This window comes from Sporosarcina sp. P18a (assembly GCF_002743135.1).
In the GTDB taxonomy this organism is placed as follows: Bacteria; Bacillota; Bacilli; order Bacillales_A; family Planococcaceae; genus Sporosarcina.
The window spans coordinates 337,194-357,242 of the sequence record NZ_PDYQ01000003.1; the positions used below are offsets into that span (position 1 = coordinate 337,194).

Here is a 20,049-nt window from a genome sequence, read left to right on the forward strand (position 1 = left end):
ATGAGTCTAGAACGCGTTGAGCAAAGACGCTCTTTTGGTGGGGAACAAAATAAGTACAACCATTATTCAGAAGTCCTCAAGTGTGATATGACATTTAGTATCTTCTTACCATCAAATAAAGAACAAAAAGAAATACCGCTTATTTGGTTTTTATCAGGATTAACATGTACAGATGATAACTTTAGTCAAAAAAGTGGTTTCCAAAGCTTGGCTGAAAAACATCAAGTAGCTGTTATCATTCCGGATACATCTCCACGCGGAGAAGACGTAGCGAACGATGAGGCATTTGACCTTGGACAAGGTGCGAGCTTTTATTTAAACGCAACAGAAGAGCCATGGGCAAAACATTATCAAATGTATTCCTATATAACCGAGGAGCTACGTGGAATTGCCGCTACTCTAGTGCCTAATTTCTCAGGTAACGAAAGTATCATGGGCCACTCAATGGGTGGTTACGGTGCGTTGATGATCGGAATGAAGAATGCAAATCGTTTTAAAGCGATTTCTGCATTTTCTCCTATTTCAAGTCCGAGCGAGGTTCCTTGGGGAATTAAGGCGTTTACGACTTACCTAGGGGAAGATAAGGCGACGTGGAAAGAATGGGACACTGCTGAGCTAGTGAAGGAAGCAGGTATTCCACCCATCCTTATTACGCAAGGAACTGCAGATGGGTTTTATCCTGAGCAATTGAATGAAAAACCGTTCCTTGAAAATGCAAAGCAGTATGACCAAGCAATAGAATACAACAAAGTAGACGGCTATGACCATAGCTACTTCTTCATCTCTTCCTTCTTGGAAGAACACTTTGATTTTCACATGAAGAACTTAGGGTAACATGAATACATTTTGATAGTTGAAGTAGCTACTGCTTCCAAAGGGTGACGCCTTCGGGAGAGTGTGTCTTGCAGTCTAGATTAAAGGTGTCTTACGCTCACCCATTAACAGTCCAAAACATTCACATTGCCACGCAGTGTGGATGTTTTTGTTTTTAAGGGTATATGAACTAAGATAGAAGAACGAAGTGAAAAATATATTACATAGGAGGGATAGTTACGATGGATCTAAAGAAATTGTTAGCCGATGAACGTGTGAAGCCGTATGTTCTGAAAGCTCGGTATGGTATTGAAAAAGAAGGACAACGCGTGGATCTCGATGGGCACTTGGCAACAACCGACCACCCCGCAAATATCGGAATGGGTGATGAGCATCCGTATATTCAACGCGACTTCTCAGAAACTCAAATGGAATTGATCACGCCTGTCCTGAACACACTGGACGAACTATTTGATTACCTATCAGGCATTCATGACGTCGCCTATCGTTCGATGGGCAAGAATGAAATGCTCTGGCCGTTAAGTATGCCCCCTGCTCTTCCTAAAAAAGAGGAAGATATCATGATTGCGAAGCTGAACAGTTTTGAAAATGTTCTGTATCGTCGTTCACTCGCCAATTCATACGGCCGTCGCAAGCAAATGATTTGTGGAATTCATTTCAACTTTGAATTCAGAGACGAACTGCTCCGCATGTTATTTGAACTACAATCGGATATCGATAATTATCAGCAATTCAAAACTGACATTTATTTGAAATTGACTAGAAACTATTTGTACTATCGCTGGCTCGTCACGTATTTCTACGGTGCGTCCCCTACAAGTGAAGAAAACTTCTACGGATGCGACGATAAACCAGACGAACCGGTTAGAAGTATTCGTAGTAGCCGATTCGGCTATACGAATCATGACGATGTAAATGTGTCGTTCAGCACGATTCAAAAATATATTTCGGATTTATCTTCCGTAGTTAATCGAGGTTTGCTAGTAGAAGAAAAAGAGTTCTACACGGCTATGCGTTTACGTGGGAGTGATCGAGTGGCAGAATTCGAGCATACCGGTGTGCGTTATGTGGAGTTACGGAATATCGACTTGAACCCATTTGAAACAAATGGCATTAGCTATGAGCAAGCGGAATTCCTACATATATTCCTGCTATATCTACTACAAAAAGAAGAAAATCCCGAGAGCGATGAATGGGGTAATGTAGGTGATGCGCGCAATGATGTTGTCGCACTTGAACACCCATTATCACATACACAGTTTGAAGCCGAAGCATATGAACTCGTTGACGAAATGGAGCAGTTGTCAAAAGATCTGGACTTCCCCGTTTCTGAATCATTATTTGCGAACCTGAGAGAGATGCTTGCTGATCCTTCTAAAACCTTGGCGGGAAGACTTTACTCAGAGAGTCAAAAGACGAGTCAAAGTCAAGTGGCAACAGAAATTGCGAGAAAAACCTATAGTCAGCTATGGGAAAAGCCATATGAACTGACAGGCTTTACGGATATGGAGCTATCCACGCAGATTCTGATGTATGATGCGATCCAGAAAGGCATTAAGGTAGAGGTTTTGGATCGCCAAGATCAATTCTTAAAGTTGAAACTGCGCGAGCATATTGAATACGTGAAAAACGGCAATATGACGAGTAAAGATACGTATGTCTCTACTTTAATTATGGAAAATAAAACAGTGACGAAGAAAATTCTTCATCAAGAAGGCTATCATGTTCCGGGTGGAGATGAGTTCAGTAATAAAGAAGAGGCTTTGCATGCCTATAAGATGTTTGCTACGACACCATTTGTTGTGAAGCCAAAAACAACCAATTACGGACTTGGAATTTCCATCTTTAAAGACGGTGCTAGTTATGAGGACTACGAGAAAGCGATCACTCTCGCATTCGACGAAGACTCGTCTGTATTGATAGAAGAGTTCCTTGACGGCACAGAGTACCGTTTCTTTGTGTTACACGATAAAGTTCTTGCCATCATGCTACGAGTACCTGCAAACGTCACCGGAGACGGCACACACACGATTAAGGAACTTGTTGAAGAAAAGAACCGTGATCCACTAAGAGGTACAGACCACCGTACACCATTGGAACTTATTCAACTGGGAGAACTAGAGATTCTTATGCTGAAAGGTCAAGGTTATCAACTAGATTCGATTCCTAAAGACGGAGAGATCGTCTACTTACGTGAGAATTCTAACGTTAGTACTGGTGGAGACTCGATTGATGTAACCGATCAGGTTTCCGAGGATTATAAGAAGATTGCAGTAGATGCAGTAGCCGCTCTTGGAGCAAAAATTAGCGGTATCGATTTGATTATTGAAGACCTCGATGTACCAGCATCGAATCCGGGCGCATATGGCATCATTGAAGCGAACTTCAATCCATCGATGTATATGCATATTTACCCTTATAAAGGCGAAACACGTCGAGTAACGACGGATATTTTACATTACTTATTCCCGGAACTGTTATAAACTACTTTCAACGTGTAAGTAGTTGGTCTCTTTTCTCATGTAGATATACGTTCTACATGGGGGTAGAGGCCATTTTTTTGTAGTTACCATATAAAGATCCATTACTCTTGTAACTTGCTATATAGATATCCATTACTACACGCAGACGGACGGAATCTGCCCGCGGAACTCATTGAAGAATTCGGTCCCAAAGTAGAGTACAGTTGCCCATGAGATGGTTATTAAAATTGATCATCGTTCTCCTTCTATTATATTATCCTCACTTACACTTACTGTAATTCATGACACGTATATTACTGATCTAGGTTTGGATATAATTTTTTTCGAACTATCACCTTTTTGCTTTTTAATGGAAAATATAGGTGAACGAGTGATATGAACAATTTCTTTAGATGAACTAGACAAAAATAAAACGAACCATTTATAAATGGTTCGTTTTATTTTTCACACTCGAATATAGTATTTCGCTTGCCATTTTTATTTACGTGCCCAATCAACAATTTCTTCAATATCCTTGGGATTCGTTCTACAGCAACCACCTATAATTTTTGCACCTGCTTCATACCACCGTTGAGCATTGGATATTAGTACTTCTTGGGTAAACGATTTACTCCACTTTTTGCTCGTTGCATCGTACTCCTCACCCAAATTAGGATACACAATAATTGGCTTGGAGGTTTTACCTTTTATTTCTTGAATTAATGATTCAATGTAGTTCGGTGATGAGCAATTCACTCCTATGGCAGCTACTTGCTCAACTCCATCTAGCCATTGTGCACAGTCAGAAATAGTGTCCCCATTGCTTACGTGAGATTCATCCTTAGCACTAAAACTGATCCAGGCATAAACGCCGGGGAACTCTTTTAATACCCTTGTAATGGCTTTAGCCTCTAAAAGACAAGGTATAGTTTCACATGCTAGGATATCCGCACCCGCTTCTATTAATATTCCTATTCGCTCCCTGTGAAACTCTACTAACTCGTCCTCGCTTACTTGGTAATCGCCTCGATATTCAGAACCATCGGCAAGGAACGCACCATATGGTCCTACTGAAGCCGCTACTAATGGTTTAGGTCGTTTAGGCGATTGATTAATCTCAGACCAAAACTCATCACGTGACTCGACAGCGATTTGAACAGATCTTTTAATTAAGGCAATGGCCTCTTCCCTAGATAAACCACTATCAAGATAGCCATCAATGGTCGCCTGATAGCTTGCAGTTATAGCACAATCCGCGCCAGCCTTAAAATATGCTGTATGTACTTTCCTAATTAGCTCTGGGTCTTCAATTAGCACCTTGGCAGACCATAAACGATCTTTCAAATTGCACCCATAACTTTCAAGTTCTGTAGCCATTGCACCGTCAGTAATCATGACAGGAAAATCATTTAAAATATGCTCTATTGGATTCATTTATAATCTTCCTTCCTAATAACAACTGCAGAGATAGACATTATAACTCCTATAAAACTTTACTTAAAAATCTTTTAGTTCTTTCAACACGAGGATTGCTAAAAATTTCTTTGGAAGTTCCCTCTTCAATAATTACTCCATCTTCCATAAAAATTACTCGGTCTGAAATTTCGCGTGCAAAGTTTAGTTCGTGTGTGACAATTAACATTGTATTTCCTTCACTTGCAACATCTTTTATAACAGCTAGCACTTCATCAACCATCTCTGGATCAAGTGAAGATGTAGGTTCATCCAATAAGAAAACTTCTGGATTAAGCGCCAGGGCTCTAGCAATACCAACTCTTTGTTGTTGACCACCAGAAAGTTGCACCGGATAAAAATCAAGCCTCTCCTTAAGACCAACCTTTTCAAGAATTTCTACACTTCGTTTTTTTGCATCCTTTGTATTTATATGTTTGACATTCGTTAAACCAATCATTACATTTTGTAGGACTGTTAAATTCTTGAATAAATTATACTGTTGAAATACCATTCCCGTTGACGTTCGCAGGGAAAGAATGTCGGCTTTACTTGCAGCTTCTACGTCTACACTTTCTCCATTTATTTCAATAATTCCGCTGGTGGGATGCTCCAAGAAATTGATGCACCGTAATAATGTCGATTTACCCGAGCCACTTGGGCCTAAAATAGCAACAACCTCGCCTTTTTTTATGGATAGATCAATTCCTTTTAACACATGTTGTTGGTCAAAGTACTTATGGACATTTTCCATTTTAATCATGCGGTAATCCCTCTTTCATATCTTCGGGCACGTTTTTCAATACGTACAAGCAATCTCTCAACTAGGATGCAAAGAATCCAATAAATAATGGCAGTAGCTATGTATACTTCGAAAAAGGCCAATCCCCGAGAACCAAGAATTTTAGCTTGACCCATAATATCAATGACTCCAATAATGAAAACTAGAGAAGTATCTTTGATTGTACTGATAAACATATTTCCTAGGTTAGGTATCGCAACCGCTAGGGCCTGTGGAAAGATAATTTTAAGCATCATTTGGGATGGTCGCATACCAATTGATTTTGCTGCTTCAAATTGACCTTTATCGACAGATTCAATTGCCGATCTAATTGTTTCCGATAAATAAGCTCCTAAATTAATAGAAAAGGCTAGTAATGCATATAACTCTGGCGGAATCACATTTACATCTACAAACTGAAGCCAACCATACTCAATTTGAAAATAGTAAATCACTTTCGGTATTCCATAAAAAACGAGATATAGTTGAACTAACAACGGTGTCCCTCTGATAAAAGATACATAGAATGAAGAAATTGTCTTTAATACAGGAACTTTATATATTTTTATTAGCGCTGCGGCAACTCCGATCAATAGGCTCAATATTAATGAACCTACAGCAATGCCAATGGTAACGGGTAATCGTGCAATAATTATGGGAAAGCTCTCTAGTAAGAAATTAATATCTAATAAATTTTCCATTTCGCATTCACTTCTCTCGCCTTATTCAGGGATGTATTCTCCACCGGTCCACTTCTTTGAAAGCTCAACTAATGTGCCATCTTCTTTAAGTTCTTTCAAAACCGGATCAATTAATACTTTCAACTCCTCTCCCTGCTCATTATCTTTAAAAACAATTCCCATATTGTCGTTTACGAGAGGTTGTCCTACCACTTCTAAATCTAATCCAAATTTGTCTATGACCGAGTTAATCATAATTGGGTCATTTACATAGGCATCAATACGGCCCGTTTGTATATCCTGCAAAATTTCTGAAGGATTACCACTTTCACTGTATTTTAGAATAATGTCGTTTTCTGCTTTTTTATTATACTCTTCCAAAAGTAACGTATAAGAATCGCCTGCCAAAGCCCCTACCTTTTTTCCTTCCAAGTCCTCCACAGTTTGAATATCCGTTCGTCCAGATTTTACAACTAGGACAGTCTCCGCCGCAAAATATGATTCATCAGTAAATAAGAATTTTTCTTCACGATCCGGTGTTTTAGCAACCTGATCAATCACTGCCTGAATTTTATTTGATTCTAATGCTAAAAACATACTATCCCAAGGTGTTGCAACAAAATCAAAAGTATAGCCATCTAGTTTCTTATCGATTTCTTTCATTACTTCCACATCAAATCCAGTGAGTTCATTCTTCTCATTAGCAAATGCAAAAGGAGGGTAATCATTCTGTGTACCAACTAAAATTACTTTTTCCTTCACTTCTTCAGTAGCTTCCTTATTGGAACAACCACTTACTATTCCATTAAACGCGAATAGTCCAATCATGATCATAAGTACACGAGATTTCCTCTTCATCTGTACCACTCCCTTATTTAATCTGTTGTTTCAAACATCTTCCAGAACTTCTAATACTGTTGAGAATCACTACATACTTGAATATAAAAAAACCTCTTTCACAAAAGAGGTTTTTCTATCTAACCTCATCTCTCAGAATTATGCATTCTGCAGGAATTAGCACCTTTCATAAAATGATGGTTGCTGGACGTCATTGGGCCTGTCCCTCAGTCTCTCTTGATAAGTTATCTATTTAGATTGTATTACGATAATATGTAAGATTCGGATTATTGTCAAGTGCAAATTATTAGTAACAATAGCCTTATCATTACTTTTTCTAGCAGAATACTCGGAAAAGAGATATATTTACCGAATAAGTAAATTTTAGTAACCATAAAATTGAATGAAAAAAGACCGATTCGGACGGTAACCATGCTATTACTAAAAAAACACCTAAACATCATTTACTTTTAATTGGCCTTTTAACAATTCTCCATAATCTCCGTGTGGAATTAATACTACTTAACTACTTACTTTGAAGAGAGGATAATGCCATTCTTATTTTTAAAATAGTATGTGTAGTATTTACTAGTTACATTATTTATACTAGCGTCGATTTCACCAGCAAATGCAACAACTTTAACGGATGAAGCAACCGATGTACGTGTTGAATAGTAAAAAGGAAAAGCGGGCCGCCACAGTTTCCGTCAACGATCATGTTGTAACCGTTCATCCACCTAAAGCAGACTAATGTAAAGTTGCTGGCGAATGTTATGCCTATGTCCAATATCTATCACCGCGTGTACCAACAAGCTACAGTGCTGTAGAGTTAAATACTTATATTGCTAGTCAACTTGCTAAAAAAGAAAAAACCGGTGACACAAAATATGCTAATGCTACGATAGAAGGCCCGTTAATAGGTATCGGTGTTACATTAAAAGAACACGGTAACTACGTATTAATACAAAGATCTATGTTGAACCACTAAAACGGGCCTATCCAGTTTATCTGGATAGGCCTGTTCATGTTTTATCAAGTAAGTAAATTGATTAAAATGGATTCGTAGCAATGAAACTGGCTGTTTTCACATACACATGTCGATTTAATTTCAATTGATTTACAATCACTTCAGCCATGTCTTCTGATTGAATCAATTTAGAGTCATCGTTTTCTTTAATTAAGTTTAAATCTAGTGCCAAATCCGTTGCGACAGTACTTGGCATTAAAGCCGAAACACGAATATTATTTCGTCGTACCTCTTGTGCTATTGATTCTGTGAAGCCAATTACCGCAAATTTGGATGCACTGTATGCACTTGAAGTAGATGCTTCATTTAAACCACTTGTCGATGAAAAATTAATGATGTCGCCTGCATTTTTTTCAATTAATTGCGGTAATATAGCACGTGTAACATAATACGTGCCCATTAAATTTACATCTACTATGTTCTTCCATTCCTCTGAGTCCATCTCCAAGACAGTACCAAATGTTGCAATGCCCGCATTATTTATTAGATTATCGGCAGTTCCTAAATCAGTAGTTAATGATTGTGCCATTTTTAAAGTCATCTTTCAAGCATCAAATACATTCTCTTTCAGTATAACCACGGAAAAGATCCTTGACATGAATGGACGCCTGTATAGCTAGTTTGTAAATTAAGCTTCTATATTTTTTATAGTGCTTTTTAAAAGTCGTGGACATATGGATTTCTTACCTAACACCCTTTTATTTATATCATCTTTTAATTAATGCTTAAAGTGTTTATCCTCACTTATAATACGATTCACTCCGGTATATCTAAGTGCGTTTTTTCTTTAGTCGCTAAGTTTACTTGGATTTATCCCTTCTATGCAGACAGTATAGGAGGGATTTGTTTTGGCTAAAAAGGGATAGAAACTCAAGTTTAAACTTTCAGCAGTTGAGCTTAATTAGAATTACGCCTGTTGCATTCTTAGGCGGCTACCGTTTCATTAAGATGGAGAACTCCATATATTACATTAATCAAAAGAAAGGATGTGTTAACTCCATGAATAACTGTCCAAACCCGGGTCCTCAGCAAAATTGGATTCATCAACCTAGTAACACTTATCTCGTGTTAGGGGACTATAATGCCAGCTACGATATTTTCCCATACGAGGTGGCTCAGGAAACCGAAATTGTAATAAAAGGCCAATATCCATATGCACGATATTTTTCCTTCAATATAGCCGGTGAATTTAATCTTTCCGTAACATCAGTAGTTGACCGCCAGTTACTCCCCGATCCAGGTAGTACCAATCCCTTTTTGCCTGGTGCGAACTGGAATGCAAAAAATCGCAACTATACCTTGAAAATCCGGTTTACCGCACCCCCGGATGGATCCAGCCACTTTGTTCCCAGTGCAGGAAATAACATCATTTACGCCGGCACCTTGGCAAATGGTGTTCCTAATAGACGTGGGTTCATCATATATAGGGTCTATGTACCGAGTATTGGTTATGATACAACAGGAGGTGTAGGACTTCCTATTATCACTTACTGCCCAGTAAAGAAAGATCATAGACATCATCCTCATCCGTCAAATCCTGCTAATAATTATAGTGCTGGGCAATTTTGCCCGACAAATCTTCAGCAACATAATTACCCCAATGATGTGAATTTTGAAGATTATTTTAATACGACTACGTATGATAATAATATTTCAAGAAATCGCGATAATGGGAAGTATGCTCCATTCTGTGAATTAAACTGGAGCACTCTGGGCGAATTAAGCCAGTTATTCCAGCCTGAAGGAAATACCACCTATATTATTTCTGACCAAATACAACGCAATTCCGTTCAGTTGTTGTACCTTCGCTGGAAAGCCCCTACGGTCCCAGACACCTATCACAACATGGGAATCGTTGGCGATGAGAATATGCGATATTGGAGTATGAGTTTTATCACCCCAGGAGGTCTTTTAGGACTCTATACGATAAGTGATTTCCAGACGATTATTGATAAAAAAGGTTACGTAAATCTTGTGATAAGTTTCGGTGCCCCGCGTCCGTCGTCCGTCACCTCTGAAAATGGCTTTACCTGGGTTGACGCTAGTCAACTTCCTAGGGTTCCTCTATTCCTCTTCTATAGGAATAACCAAGCATCTGAGTCTTTCCCTTATACAGCAAAAGATCTTCCCCCAGGTGTAAAAGTTCCGCCTAATGTGATGGGAAAATATTATCCATGCGGGAATTATGTAAATCCTGACTATTTTAATTCATGCTGCTGGGAACATGATTATACTAATTCATGTTGTGATAATGGGAGAGAAGAAAATAAGTGATTCTTTATTGCAGGAAATCGTAAAAAAGTCATCTCTTTCAGGTGTTTTCAGAGATGTTCTTTCAACTAACCTCTCATTCATTTAATAAAAAGTAATAAATAAATTACCAAGTGACTCTTGATAAGAATACGTAATTTTCGAATAAAAAACACTAGGGCTCCTAGTGTCTTTTTGAAATTATGGTTACATTTCTTACTTTTAAATTAGTAGTGAAAACATTGTTTCAGGGGACAAAAAGACTTCGTTGTGTAATTGTTCAATTATCAAAGTTATTTTAACACCAGGGCCAAGTCGATAAATTCATTGCATGTATACTGAATAAGGTGGATATGCATAAGGGTCATCTATATCTGTAAGGGCAGCACTTACTTGTGGTTCGGTTTTTCTTAATTCGTATAAGTATGGTTTTTATTGAAACTCTTATAAGAAATCGATGTAGGTTTAGTAAAATTTTATAGTATTGAAAAGTTTTTTCTTTATTTCTTAATATCAAATGCCTTCTCCTTTTCTGGTAAAGAACTTTCTTCTAACTATCTAATTGATCCCAATCTAGTAAAGATAATAGACGAACTATTTCATAACCAATCCCTTTCCCTTTAGGCTTTATAATAACTGTTCCCATATTAGGTATTTCACCTAGTCCTACCCCTTCTGGGAAACTGTGCGCAACAATAACCTTATTTTTTCCCTCTACCGGAATGGTTTCCAAAACAGTCTTAAGATCATTTAAAGTTCTTTGTCTATCAATACTAGGTAAATTTCCACTCAACTTATATATATCAAACCAAAATGGATTAACTTGAACATTGCCACTTCCAAATGCTAACTGTGCTGTTTCTATTGTCCTGCAAAAGGGACTTGCGGAAACGAAAGATTGAATCGGCATTTGTAAGTATCGAAGAATCTCTCCATAGTAAGTAGCCTGCCTTCGCCCCTTTTCAGATAGATTTCTTTGGGTTAAGCAGTCTTGAAAGTTTAAATAGGGTAAATCTTCTCCAACGGTCGCTTCCCCATGCTTTGCATACAATATAAATCCACCTTTTCTAAGCGAATTAAGTAGCGATTCATTCAAAGCAATCTGCTCCTTTCATGTAAACATCCCAGTTTACTACTAATATATGCTATGGAGTATTAATCGGTTTTAAAAAAACAAACAGGAGTAATTATGCCTTTTCCTGTTTGTTTTTTAGAATAGCAATCAAATAATGGAAGTAACTTATCTTATTTTCTTACTTTCCTTTACACATTTACTTATGATAAGGCTCACCGTAATACATCTAAATGAGGTTTTAGCCTAAATTACTCTGGTAAATAACCCCATTTATCTATATAATTATTATTATTGTTAAGGAGCGGATTCAGATGATGATTGTAACAACTGAAAATATTGCCAATCACCAAATTACAGAAGTGTTAGGTCCAGTATTTGGTTTAACCGTAAGAGCAAGAGGAATTGGTAAAGATATTGCTGCTGCTTTTAAGGGACTAGTAGGCGGAGAAATAAATCAGTATACAGAAATGCTTGAAGATGCCAGAAAACAAGCAATGGATCGTATGGTGAAAAATGCTACAGCAATGGGTGCAAACGCTATTATTATGATGCGTTTTGACTCAGGTGAAATCGGTCAAAACATGAGTGAAATTGTAGCCTATGGAACAGCAGTTATTGTAGAAAAGAGATAACTAATGAAATGGATTATAGGATTTTACAGTATCCAATTCATTATTCTCATTGTTTTAATCATAGGATCATGGCTCATTTGGGATCGCCGTTTCAAAACAAAACATGGTAGGCAAGTACCAAAAGGATTTATACGGACAAATGAGATTTCAATTGATCCAATAACAAATAAAAGATTAGTTGTTTATTTCAACCCTGAATCCGGAGAACGCTTTTATAAAGAGGAAAATAAAAATTGAAAAGGGGCCTATAAAGGCCCCTTTTCAATTTTCTATTTTATCCGCCTTTACTTATGATACGGTTCAATATAGCCCTGATGTATAACTGAATTTTGGTATGCCATTCCTTATTAAATACCATTTCAACTCTCTGCTTTACCAGTATTTATGATACGTTCCCCGTGGTATATTCTTTTAACTTTTTAATAGGTATCCGCATATTTATAAAAAAACGAATGGAGTTGATCACTTGGTCAAGTTCAACCCAGAAAAACTATTCGTTCAATATAGGTTTGATAATACTATAATGGAACCTGTCATTCCAAGACGTTACACACTTACTCACTCAGATGATACTGGAGATCTATTTTTAACGATTGGAAATGAGTATGCTTGGGATAAAGTTAATACTAAGATGAGAGATGAGGTCTTAGGTGAATGGATTATAAATGGGGAATGCATATATTTCTATGTATATTTATATATAGACCAGGGAGAATACAATCAAAATGCATCCGCAAAACGCAATGAAATATTTAGACGTGAGTTACCACTTGCACTCACAGCTATTCGATATGGCGATAGATTACTATTCAACAAATACCCTAACCTCGATAACGCTAATATCATCGTTAACTTTATATCCACTTATCCTCAGTTTGCCAGGCAAGAGAATTGGGGGACATTCAGTAGTTTATCTATGTAATACATTTAGTAATCATTGAAGAAAATTTGCTATATTGATTTATACATTCCATACAAAATAGGTAAGCTAGGCAAGACTTATTGAAAAGTCTTGCCTAGCTTTCTTAAATCCTTCCAAAACCGCCTTTACTTATGGTACGGCTCCCCCTTAATAATCCGAAACCCACGGTAAATCTGCTCCACCAACACCAACTTCATCAACTGATGTGGAAACGTCATCTTGGAAAAGGATAACTTTTCATTTGAACGTTGCAACACACTACTATGTAAACCAAGAGAACCACCAATTACAAACACAATCTTGCTTTTACCATACGTCATCAATGAATCGATACTTGCTGCGAATTCCTCAGAAGTTTTCATTTTCCCGTCGATTGCTAGTGCAATAACATGCGCGTCTGGTGCAATTTTCGCTAGAATTCGATCAGCTTCTTTCTTTTTCACGATTTCCATGTCGGCTTCGCTTAGTGTTTCAGGTGCTTTTTCATCCGCCACTTCGATTAATTGCATTTTTGCATAGCTATTCAGACGTTTCGTATACTCTTCTATTCCTTGTTTCAAATACTTTTCTTTTAACTTACCCACGGTCACAATTGATATATTCACAGTTTATCCACTCACCTTCCAAAAGTTATACACAATACTTATGCACATATCCACAGACCTATCCACATATTGTGTCCGATTATTTGTTCCGTACTACATGTAAATCTTACTGATTATTGTATCACATCAATGTGGATAACTTTTCATTCGTTTTTCATTTTGAATAGAATGATCTTTTTACCATAAAAAATGAAAATGTCTCAACCTATTGATCTGTAAGGGATTAACACTTGTCACTTTGATTTAATTTATTATTTTCCAGACACTTTCTTTTACACAATATTATACACATTATTTAGATTTTATCCACAATTGGATAACTTCATAAAAAAATCAGGCATCGTAGCGCATTTTCGCTAGATGCCTGATGTGGACGGGAAGTTGTTCACTCTGTGGACAATGTACATTCTCTTAGAATGTATTTCCGTCCTTCAACACCATTTCCAAGTCCAGTTTCTTTCCATCACGATAGACTGTAATTTTCAATGGATCGCCAATTTCTTTTTTATTATACAAATACTTACGTAGACTGACCATATCTGTCACTTGCTCATCATCCAACTGAACAATTGTATCATACTTCTTCACGCCTGCTTCTACTGCGGATGAATTCGGTATGACATCCGTTACAACAACGCCATCCGTTACTTCTTTAGGTAAGTTCAATGTCTGTTGCTGTTGCTGAATGGGAATTTGTCGAAGATCAAGTAACGATACACCCATTGTCGGACGGTTTACTTGCCCCGTTTCTTCCAAGTGCTCAATAATTGGTAATGCAATATTGATTGGAATAGCTAGTCCAATACCCTCTACTGTTGCTTCAGAAATCTTCATGGAGTTGATTCCGATCAATTGACCCGCCATATTGATTAGAGCACCACCGGAGTTCCCGGGGTTGATGGCTGCATCTGTCTGCAAGACATCTGCCTGCCAATCAATGTGTCCATCTTTGTTCAAATCCATTGGAATGGAGCGGTCTTTACCTGAAATTACACCCACTGTAACTGATCCTGCAAAGCCAAGTCCCAATGGGTTACCGATAGCAATGACTGTTTCTCCACGTTTTAATGCGTCTGAATCACCGAATTCTACCACTGTATCGACGTGTTCCGCATCAATTTCGACTACAGCCAAGTCTGTCCATAGATCACTGCCGATTAATTTTCCTTCAACCTTAGTGCCATCATCGAAACTGACTTCGAGTTGTTCGGAATTCTCTACGACATGGTGGTTGGTAACAATATATGCTTTGTCGCCCTCTTTTTTATACAAGACACCAGAACCCGAACCCGCTTCTTGAGTAGACGTTGTGGAAGACCAAAAATCCTGGACCGTCTGGATATTCGTAATACCGACGACGGCGTTTGCGACATCATCTACGACGTCTGTCACATCCGATGAGATATCGATCGATACTTGTGCGTGCTCGGATGTAGTTTTACTCTCTTTTTTTTCAATCCTTGTACTATCGTCATGACTCGATTCTCCCGCATACATCATAGTTAAAAATACAATTAACCCACCCAATAATGCACCAAGTAAACCTGGCCAAAAACTACCTCGGCGTTTTGGGTTGCGTTTTGGCTCCACCGGCGGAAACGGTTGTTGCCGTTCCATCTCTTCTCTTCTTTCATCATCCATTCACATTTCCTCCTTATCAGAAAGTATTCCTACATGTACTGTACCCCATTAACTCTTTGAAAATGCAAAAAGCCTCACTAATTTAGCAAGGCTTTTCGCATTTACTTCAGACTAGCACAAGCTCTGTAGATTCTGATGCATCCGTATCATGCAAGTGGACAAATTCCCCTGCACGAATACCGCAGTCTTCAAGGGTCTGTGCTACGCTCATGCGCGCCAAGTCTTTCATATTATTATCTAAGCTAAGATGGGCTAAATAAATATGCGCTTCTTTTTGAGCTACTACTTCACTCATTGCAACAGCTGCATCCTCATTCGATACGTGGCCCACGTCACTTAGTATACGACGTTTAATGGACCACGGATAACGGCCCATCTGAAGCATGCTGACGTCGTGATTGCTTTCAAATACAAAGCTGTCAGCTCCTTGGATATGACCTTTCATACGATCACTAACATAGCCTGTGTCAGTAATAATCGCAAGTTTACGATTACCTTCATTGAACGTATAGAACATTGGGTCTGCTGCGTCATGGGATACCGCAAATGACTGGATATCCAGTGAACCAAATGTTTTCACCGTTTCCATGTCGAAGTGGAAACGCTGATCAACGGGAATCTCCCCTACAAGTCCGTCCATCGCCTGCCACGTTTTGGCATTGGCATAGATTGGCGTTTTATACTTCCGGGCAAGTACGCCGATTCCTTTAATATGATCACTGTGTTCATGTGTGACGAAAATGCCGTCAATTTGTTTCATTGAGCGATTGATCGATCCGAGCAAACCTTCAATTTTCTTACCGCTCATGCCGGCATCTACTAGAAAAGCATGCTCATCTGTCTCTATATATATCGAGTTGCCTGTACTGCCACTCGCCAAAATGCTAAATCGCATGTGGAAAACTCCTATTCTTTTGATTCTTCTACTATATCCGATTGGAACTCGATGACCTTTCCTTCAATCGCATTGATGAAGTAATTTTCTATCGTCCCATCTTTCAATTTTACCTGAACATTCCACGTCGGTGCAAATACTTGAGTTTCCGTTAGTTGAACAAGTGTTGAATAACCTGACTTGACTTGCATAACAGTGGATTCGGGTTTTAAATAGCCACGTGTAACAAGCGAAGAGACCGCATCGTCTTGCGATAGTAAATCCTTTTTATGATTAAAACTTAAGAATTCGTCGAGCATACTTTGTTCGTAATGCGTCACTTCGCCATCTTTACCCCAGTGCATGATGAGCATGGCATTCGGACTGTAGAAGATGGTTTCGTTCTTTACCCGTTGGAAAAATACAGCGCTCTGCTCCTCTTCGTCTACATCCCATAGCACGTAATCTTCGCCGTGGAGCACATACTTCCTTAAGAACTCGTCAAAGTAATATTCGCCTTTTCCTTCGGTTACTTTTACTGCTTTTTTCATATGGGACAGTAATCGTGATTTTTCAATCAAGACAAATGATTGGTTACTTAACCCTTTTAACTTTTCATTGGAAAAGGTGGCAATATGAGCTGATAAATACGAAACATCTTTTTTAGTGAAAGGAATGGGTTCATACGTGATATTCTCTAGCGCCAATGTTTCTTCAATCGATGTTTTTCCGAGATTCTGCATACTTCCGACACTCATTTGTCTGTCTAAATAGAGCCAATACAAGAAGACATTTAGAATGGAAAAGACGATAATAAAGATGGTTTTGGTTCTATTCCAATCCAATTACGCCACCTCCTTGCAATTCTTCTGGAGCGTGGCGAAACCAGTTATCCTTGATAAGGTAATACCAGCAAGGTTGTAAAATAATTAATTTGCGTTCTATATCATGGATCATATAATAACCGGGAGTGATTTCCTCAATCAAATCAAAGTTTAGCTCTTCCGATTCACGTAAAGACTCCGCCACTTCCACTCCTGAAGGTAGTTTCTCTTGTACCGGTTCGATGTTCACATCTAATGTGTAATAAGGACGTATATATTTGAATACACGCATATCTCCCCATGTCTCCGTGATTTCGCTTATGCCTGGTTGATCACTAAAGACTGGCAAACCATCAATATATAGTTGGAACCGGACATAACGGGAATAGGGATTCATATAGGCATAGCGGAACTCATCCGTCCAGCCACCATGTTCATTGATAAAATCGATAGTATTCAGCAATAACTCCGAAGGTAGCGCGAACTCCTGACTCTCTACTGCAGGCATGACATAACTCAACCTTTTTATCTCGGTATCGACATTCATGAACGCGTGATCGTCTCCGTATTCTTCATTGGTTGGATTCACTTGATTACGTCGTACGGCGTTAGGGTCACTGAACAATGCATCACGGAAACGTAATGGATTGATTTCTTCCTGGTAATACGTATTACGCATAATGGTTATTGGATCTTTTGGCACCGCAAGAAATGGTGCATTGCCACGATCAATTTCTGCATATTCATCGAATGACTGACCAACATCCACTACGTTGCGCAGAAAGCTTGTTTTATTCGGTAGCGTCACCTGCACCTGATAATGCAAGCCGCTCACTTCACTCAGTAAATGAATAACTGGCGCTTGTGTGGATTGACTCCAGTCAATGACCAGACGATTAAAGGTAGCTTCGGGAATATTCACGTCGTCGACTGGTAATACATTGTCATAGACTAACATGGGCACTTCCCCCGTGAAGTAGAGCGCCATTTGACTCGGTTGCCGCAAGGTTTGTGCAATATTAAATTTATTCATGTCCTGTCTAACTAGCTGTAGATTAGATAATTCCCATGTATTCATTTCTCTCAGGATTCTGTCGATTTTTTCGGTATCTGTAGAACCTAGTACCTGATCTTTTAAAGTGGTAATTATTTTATATGGCTTGATGATTTCATCGATTGTTTTCTTCTCAGAAATGGATATATCAACAGTCTGTAGTTGTTCCATTGGTTCATAATTCGGTGAATAGTTCCAAACCTCAAAGGTAAACAGGACACTCAGTGAGACGAGCAACAACAATACAATGGATTTAATTATTTCGATGTATTTCAATCCCACTCACCATCCTCTTGTTGTTCAAATGGTAGCTTGAAGAAGATTGTCGTTCCTTTTCCTTCCTCACTCTGCGCCCAAATATCTCCTTTATGCGCCACGATCATTTCTTTAGCGATTGCGAGGCCCAGACCGGTTCCGCCAAGTGCACGGGAACGAGCTCTATCTGCACGATAGAAACGATCGAAAATTCGATTGACATTGGACTTTGGTATACCCATTCCATCGTCTGAAATCATCACTTTAATATAATCACCTGATATCGTTACACCGAAGCGAACTTCCCCACCATCTGGCGAATACTTCAAGGCATTTGAAATAATATTGTCTAGTACTTGCGTTAGTTTATCGGTATCGATCTCCACAAATAGACTGCTTGAATACAAATTCCGTGTGAATCGTACATTTTGCGACTTGGAAAATTCAAAGCGCTCGATAACCGCATTAAAGAATCGGTTAAATTCCACCCATTCTTTATTCAATTCATATTCTTTACTATCCATACGTGAAAGTTTCAGTAAGTCATTTACGAGACGGATCATTCGCTCGGTTTCATTTTGCGTAACATGTAAGAAGTTTGGAGCGATTTCCTCATTGCGCCAAGCCCCTTCTGCCAATGCGTCTAGATAACTGCGCATTGTAGTAAGTGGAGTTCGCAGTTCATGTGAAACATTTGACACGAACTCGCGACGTTCCATATCAATTTTTTCTTGCTCCGTATTATCGTGCAATACGACAATCAAGCCGTTTACAAATCCTGTTTCACGCTGGGTAACGGAAATTGTCGCACGTAAAATATATGCTTGATCTTCTGTACTGAAATCCAGTGGAATTGATTCTTTCATCTGAATTAGCTCTTCAAACGTAAACTCATCGTCTATACCGAGAATACTGGCGATGGGGCGATTTATGACAAGATCGTTCGTTACTCCAAGCATCTGCAGGGCGGAGTCATTAATTAGGCTAACTCGTCCTTTACGGTCGGTCGAAATGACACCGTCTGTCATGTTTTCCAGAACCGAAGCTAACTTTCGCCTTTCGCTCTCAGTAGTGGACTGAGATTCTTGCAACTGATTGGTTAAGTGATTGAATGCGATGGCCAGCTGCCCCATCTCATCTGATCCATATACTTTGACCTTTCGGGTGAAGTTCCCTTTTGCCATCGCCTGCGCTTGTCTTCGCATGTCTGATATTGGCCGGGTAAATGCCCTGGCAATGAAGATCCCAACTAGTATTGTAATGGTAAGGGAGACGGCTGCTGCCCCCGCCAATATCCTATTGATTTCTTCAATTTGTTGAAAAACGGATTCAATATTGGCTTCTACATAGAGCGAACCCACAATTTCATTGCCATCAAAGATCGGTTTGGCTAAGGAAAGCACGCGATTATGAGATTGCGGATCAATCGTCACAACATCTTTCATAGTCTCTGACGTTATGGACTTTCGCACATTATCATTGGTCGAATGTTGCCCTACCCTCATCTGATTTTCGAATGAAGATGTTGCTAGAATACGATACTTTGGATTTATAACCCGTATTTCAATAATGTCATCTGATGTGAACTCGACCAAGACATTTTTTAAGCTTTGTTCTAGTGTAGGATCATTGTCTTTACGTTTTTTTGTAATTTCTTCTCGCACACTGAACTCGACTAAATTCATCCGGTCTACAATTGAATTCGTAAAGTTATCTTTTAGTGTTTGTTCCAATTCACGAGCAAAGTACAGCCCGATAATCTGCATGGATACAAGTATAAGCAGGACGTAAATCAAGACAAATTTGACTTGAATCGACCGGAAAAAACCTACTTTATGCATAGT

General features: G+C 38.7%; 17 protein-coding genes, 1 pseudogene and 1 riboswitch. Of the genes and pseudogenes, 6 read left to right on the forward strand and 12 right to left on the reverse strand.

The genetic code is table 11. The features are described 5' to 3' along the window. The gene (gene fghA, locus CSV75_RS11345) at window positions 1-834 is read left to right on the forward strand and encodes an S-formylglutathione hydrolase (RefSeq protein ID WP_099675906.1); all 834 of its coding nucleotides are present in this window, start codon (window positions 1-3) and stop codon (window positions 832-834) included. 221 nt (window positions 835-1,055) lie between these two features. Then, on the forward strand, window positions 1,056-3,317 hold the full coding sequence (gshAB, locus tag CSV75_RS11350) for a bifunctional glutamate--cysteine ligase GshA/glutathione synthetase GshB (RefSeq protein ID WP_099675907.1): 2,262 nt from the start codon (window positions 1,056-1,058) through the stop codon (window positions 3,315-3,317). A 477-nt stretch (window positions 3,318-3,794) separates the two neighbouring features. On the opposite strand, the gene mmuM is transcribed toward gshAB, so the two are convergent. The 5 genes and pseudogenes from mmuM to CSV75_RS11375 form a co-directional block, all read right to left on the reverse strand. After that, window positions 3,795-4,730, reverse strand: a complete 936-nt coding sequence (mmuM, locus tag CSV75_RS11355) for a homocysteine S-methyltransferase (protein WP_099675908.1) — start codon at window positions 4,728-4,730, stop codon at window positions 3,795-3,797. 49 nt (window positions 4,731-4,779) lie between these two features. Further along, window positions 4,780-5,511 carry an amino acid ABC transporter ATP-binding protein gene (locus CSV75_RS11360; protein WP_099675909.1) on the reverse strand — a complete coding sequence of 244 codons (732 nt, stop codon included), beginning with the start codon at window positions 5,509-5,511 and terminating at the stop codon, window positions 4,780-4,782. Beyond that, a complete protein-coding gene (locus CSV75_RS11365) occupies window positions 5,508-6,230 on the reverse strand; it encodes an amino acid ABC transporter permease (protein WP_099675910.1) in 723 nt (240 codons plus the stop codon). The genes CSV75_RS11360 and CSV75_RS11365 overlap by 4 nt, the downstream gene beginning before the upstream one ends. Before the next feature lie 21 nt (window positions 6,231-6,251). After that, window positions 6,252-7,043 (reverse strand): transporter substrate-binding domain-containing protein, encoded by a 792-nt coding sequence (locus CSV75_RS11370; protein ID WP_233191654.1) that lies wholly within the window; start codon window positions 7,041-7,043, stop codon window positions 6,252-6,254. Between the two features lie 146 nt (window positions 7,044-7,189). Then, a riboswitch (SAM riboswitch) is annotated at window positions 7,190-7,293 on the reverse strand. An 802-nt stretch (window positions 7,294-8,095) separates the two neighbouring features. Further along, window positions 8,096-8,596, reverse strand: a pseudogene (locus tag CSV75_RS11375) (SDR family NAD(P)-dependent oxidoreductase); the annotation flags it as partial. Between the two features lie 320 nt (window positions 8,597-8,916). On the opposite strand from CSV75_RS11375, the gene CSV75_RS11380 reads away from it, so the two are divergent. Beyond that, window positions 8,917-10,347 (forward strand): hypothetical protein, encoded by a 1,431-nt coding sequence (locus CSV75_RS11380; protein ID WP_099675912.1) that lies wholly within the window; start codon window positions 8,917-8,919, stop codon window positions 10,345-10,347. A gap of 526 nt (window positions 10,348-10,873) precedes the next feature. On the opposite strand, the gene CSV75_RS11385 is transcribed toward CSV75_RS11380, so the two are convergent. Then, the gene (locus CSV75_RS11385) at window positions 10,874-11,419 is read right to left on the reverse strand and encodes a histidine phosphatase family protein (RefSeq protein WP_099675913.1); all 546 of its coding nucleotides are present in this window, start codon (window positions 11,417-11,419) and stop codon (window positions 10,874-10,876) included. 290 nt (window positions 11,420-11,709) lie between these two features. Between CSV75_RS11385 and CSV75_RS11390 the strand changes: the two genes are divergently transcribed. From CSV75_RS11390 to CSV75_RS11400, 3 genes are all read left to right on the forward strand, one after another. After that, on the forward strand, window positions 11,710-12,030 hold the full coding sequence (locus CSV75_RS11390) for a YbjQ family protein (RefSeq protein ID WP_099675914.1): 321 nt from the start codon (window positions 11,710-11,712) through the stop codon (window positions 12,028-12,030). A 3-nt stretch (window positions 12,031-12,033) separates the two neighbouring features. Beyond that, a complete protein-coding gene (locus CSV75_RS11395; protein ID WP_099675915.1) occupies window positions 12,034-12,267 on the forward strand; it encodes a hypothetical protein in 234 nt (77 codons plus the stop codon). A 229-nt stretch (window positions 12,268-12,496) separates the two neighbouring features. Further along, complete coding sequence (locus CSV75_RS11400) at window positions 12,497-12,952, forward strand: staygreen family protein (protein ID WP_099675916.1); 456 nt, start codon at window positions 12,497-12,499, stop codon at window positions 12,950-12,952. A 125-nt stretch (window positions 12,953-13,077) separates the two neighbouring features. Here CSV75_RS11400 and rlmH read toward each other — a convergent pair whose 3' ends face one another. From rlmH to walK, 6 genes are all read right to left on the reverse strand, one after another. Then, window positions 13,078-13,557 (reverse strand): 23S rRNA (pseudouridine(1915)-N(3))-methyltransferase RlmH, encoded by a 480-nt coding sequence (rlmH, locus tag CSV75_RS11405; protein ID WP_029054359.1) that lies wholly within the window; start codon window positions 13,555-13,557, stop codon window positions 13,078-13,080. 411 nt (window positions 13,558-13,968) lie between these two features. After that, window positions 13,969-15,198, reverse strand: coding sequence for a S1C family serine protease (locus tag CSV75_RS11410; RefSeq protein ID WP_099675917.1), 1,230 nt, complete (start codon window positions 15,196-15,198; stop codon window positions 13,969-13,971). A 106-nt stretch (window positions 15,199-15,304) separates the two neighbouring features. Continuing rightward, on the reverse strand, window positions 15,305-16,093 hold the full coding sequence (locus tag CSV75_RS11415) for an MBL fold metallo-hydrolase (RefSeq protein ID WP_099673588.1): 789 nt from the start codon (window positions 16,091-16,093) through the stop codon (window positions 15,305-15,307). Window positions 16,094-16,104: 11 nt separating this feature from the next. Continuing rightward, on the reverse strand, window positions 16,105-16,917 hold the full coding sequence (locus CSV75_RS11420) for a two-component system regulatory protein YycI (protein ID WP_099675918.1): 813 nt from the start codon (window positions 16,915-16,917) through the stop codon (window positions 16,105-16,107). Next, window positions 16,904-18,232 carry a YycH family regulatory protein gene (locus CSV75_RS11425; protein WP_099630361.1) on the reverse strand — a complete coding sequence of 443 codons (1,329 nt, stop codon included), beginning with the start codon at window positions 18,230-18,232 and terminating at the stop codon, window positions 16,904-16,906. Before CSV75_RS11425 ends, CSV75_RS11420 begins: the two co-directional genes overlap by 14 nt. Continuing rightward, entirely contained in the window at window positions 18,223-20,046 is a 1,824-nt protein-coding gene (gene walK / locus CSV75_RS11430) for a cell wall metabolism sensor histidine kinase WalK (protein ID WP_099630360.1), read from the reverse strand. Before walK ends, CSV75_RS11425 begins: the two co-directional genes overlap by 10 nt. Window positions 20,047-20,049 lie beyond the last annotated feature (3 nt).

Coding starts and splice junctions, on each gene's coding strand:
- mmuM (WP_099675908.1), bottom strand. CDS start 4,730: ATGAATCCAATAGAGCATATTTTAAATGATTTTCCTGTCATGATTACT.
- CSV75_RS11390 (WP_099675914.1), top strand. CDS start 11,710: ATGATGATTGTAACAACTGAAAATATTGCCAATCACCAAATTACAGAA.
- CSV75_RS11415 (WP_099673588.1), bottom strand. CDS start 16,093: ATGCGATTTAGCATTTTGGCGAGTGGCAGTACAGGCAACTCGATATAT.
- CSV75_RS11365 (WP_099675910.1), bottom strand. CDS start 6,230: ATGGAAAATTTATTAGATATTAATTTCTTACTAGAGAGCTTTCCCATA.
- fghA (WP_099675906.1), top strand. CDS start 1: ATGAGTCTAGAACGCGTTGAGCAAAGACGCTCTTTTGGTGGGGAACAA.
- gshAB (WP_099675907.1), top strand. CDS start 1,056: ATGGATCTAAAGAAATTGTTAGCCGATGAACGTGTGAAGCCGTATGTT.
- CSV75_RS11395 (WP_099675915.1), top strand. CDS start 12,034: ATGAAATGGATTATAGGATTTTACAGTATCCAATTCATTATTCTCATT.
- CSV75_RS11370 (WP_233191654.1), bottom strand. CDS start 7,043: ATGATCATGATTGGACTATTCGCGTTTAATGGAATAGTAAGTGGTTGT.
- CSV75_RS11410 (WP_099675917.1), bottom strand. CDS start 15,198: ATGGATGATGAAAGAAGAGAAGAGATGGAACGGCAACAACCGTTTCCG.
- CSV75_RS11360 (WP_099675909.1), bottom strand. CDS start 5,511: ATGATTAAAATGGAAAATGTCCATAAGTACTTTGACCAACAACATGTG.
- walK (WP_099630360.1), bottom strand. CDS start 20,046: ATGCATAAAGTAGGTTTTTTCCGGTCGATTCAAGTCAAATTTGTCTTG.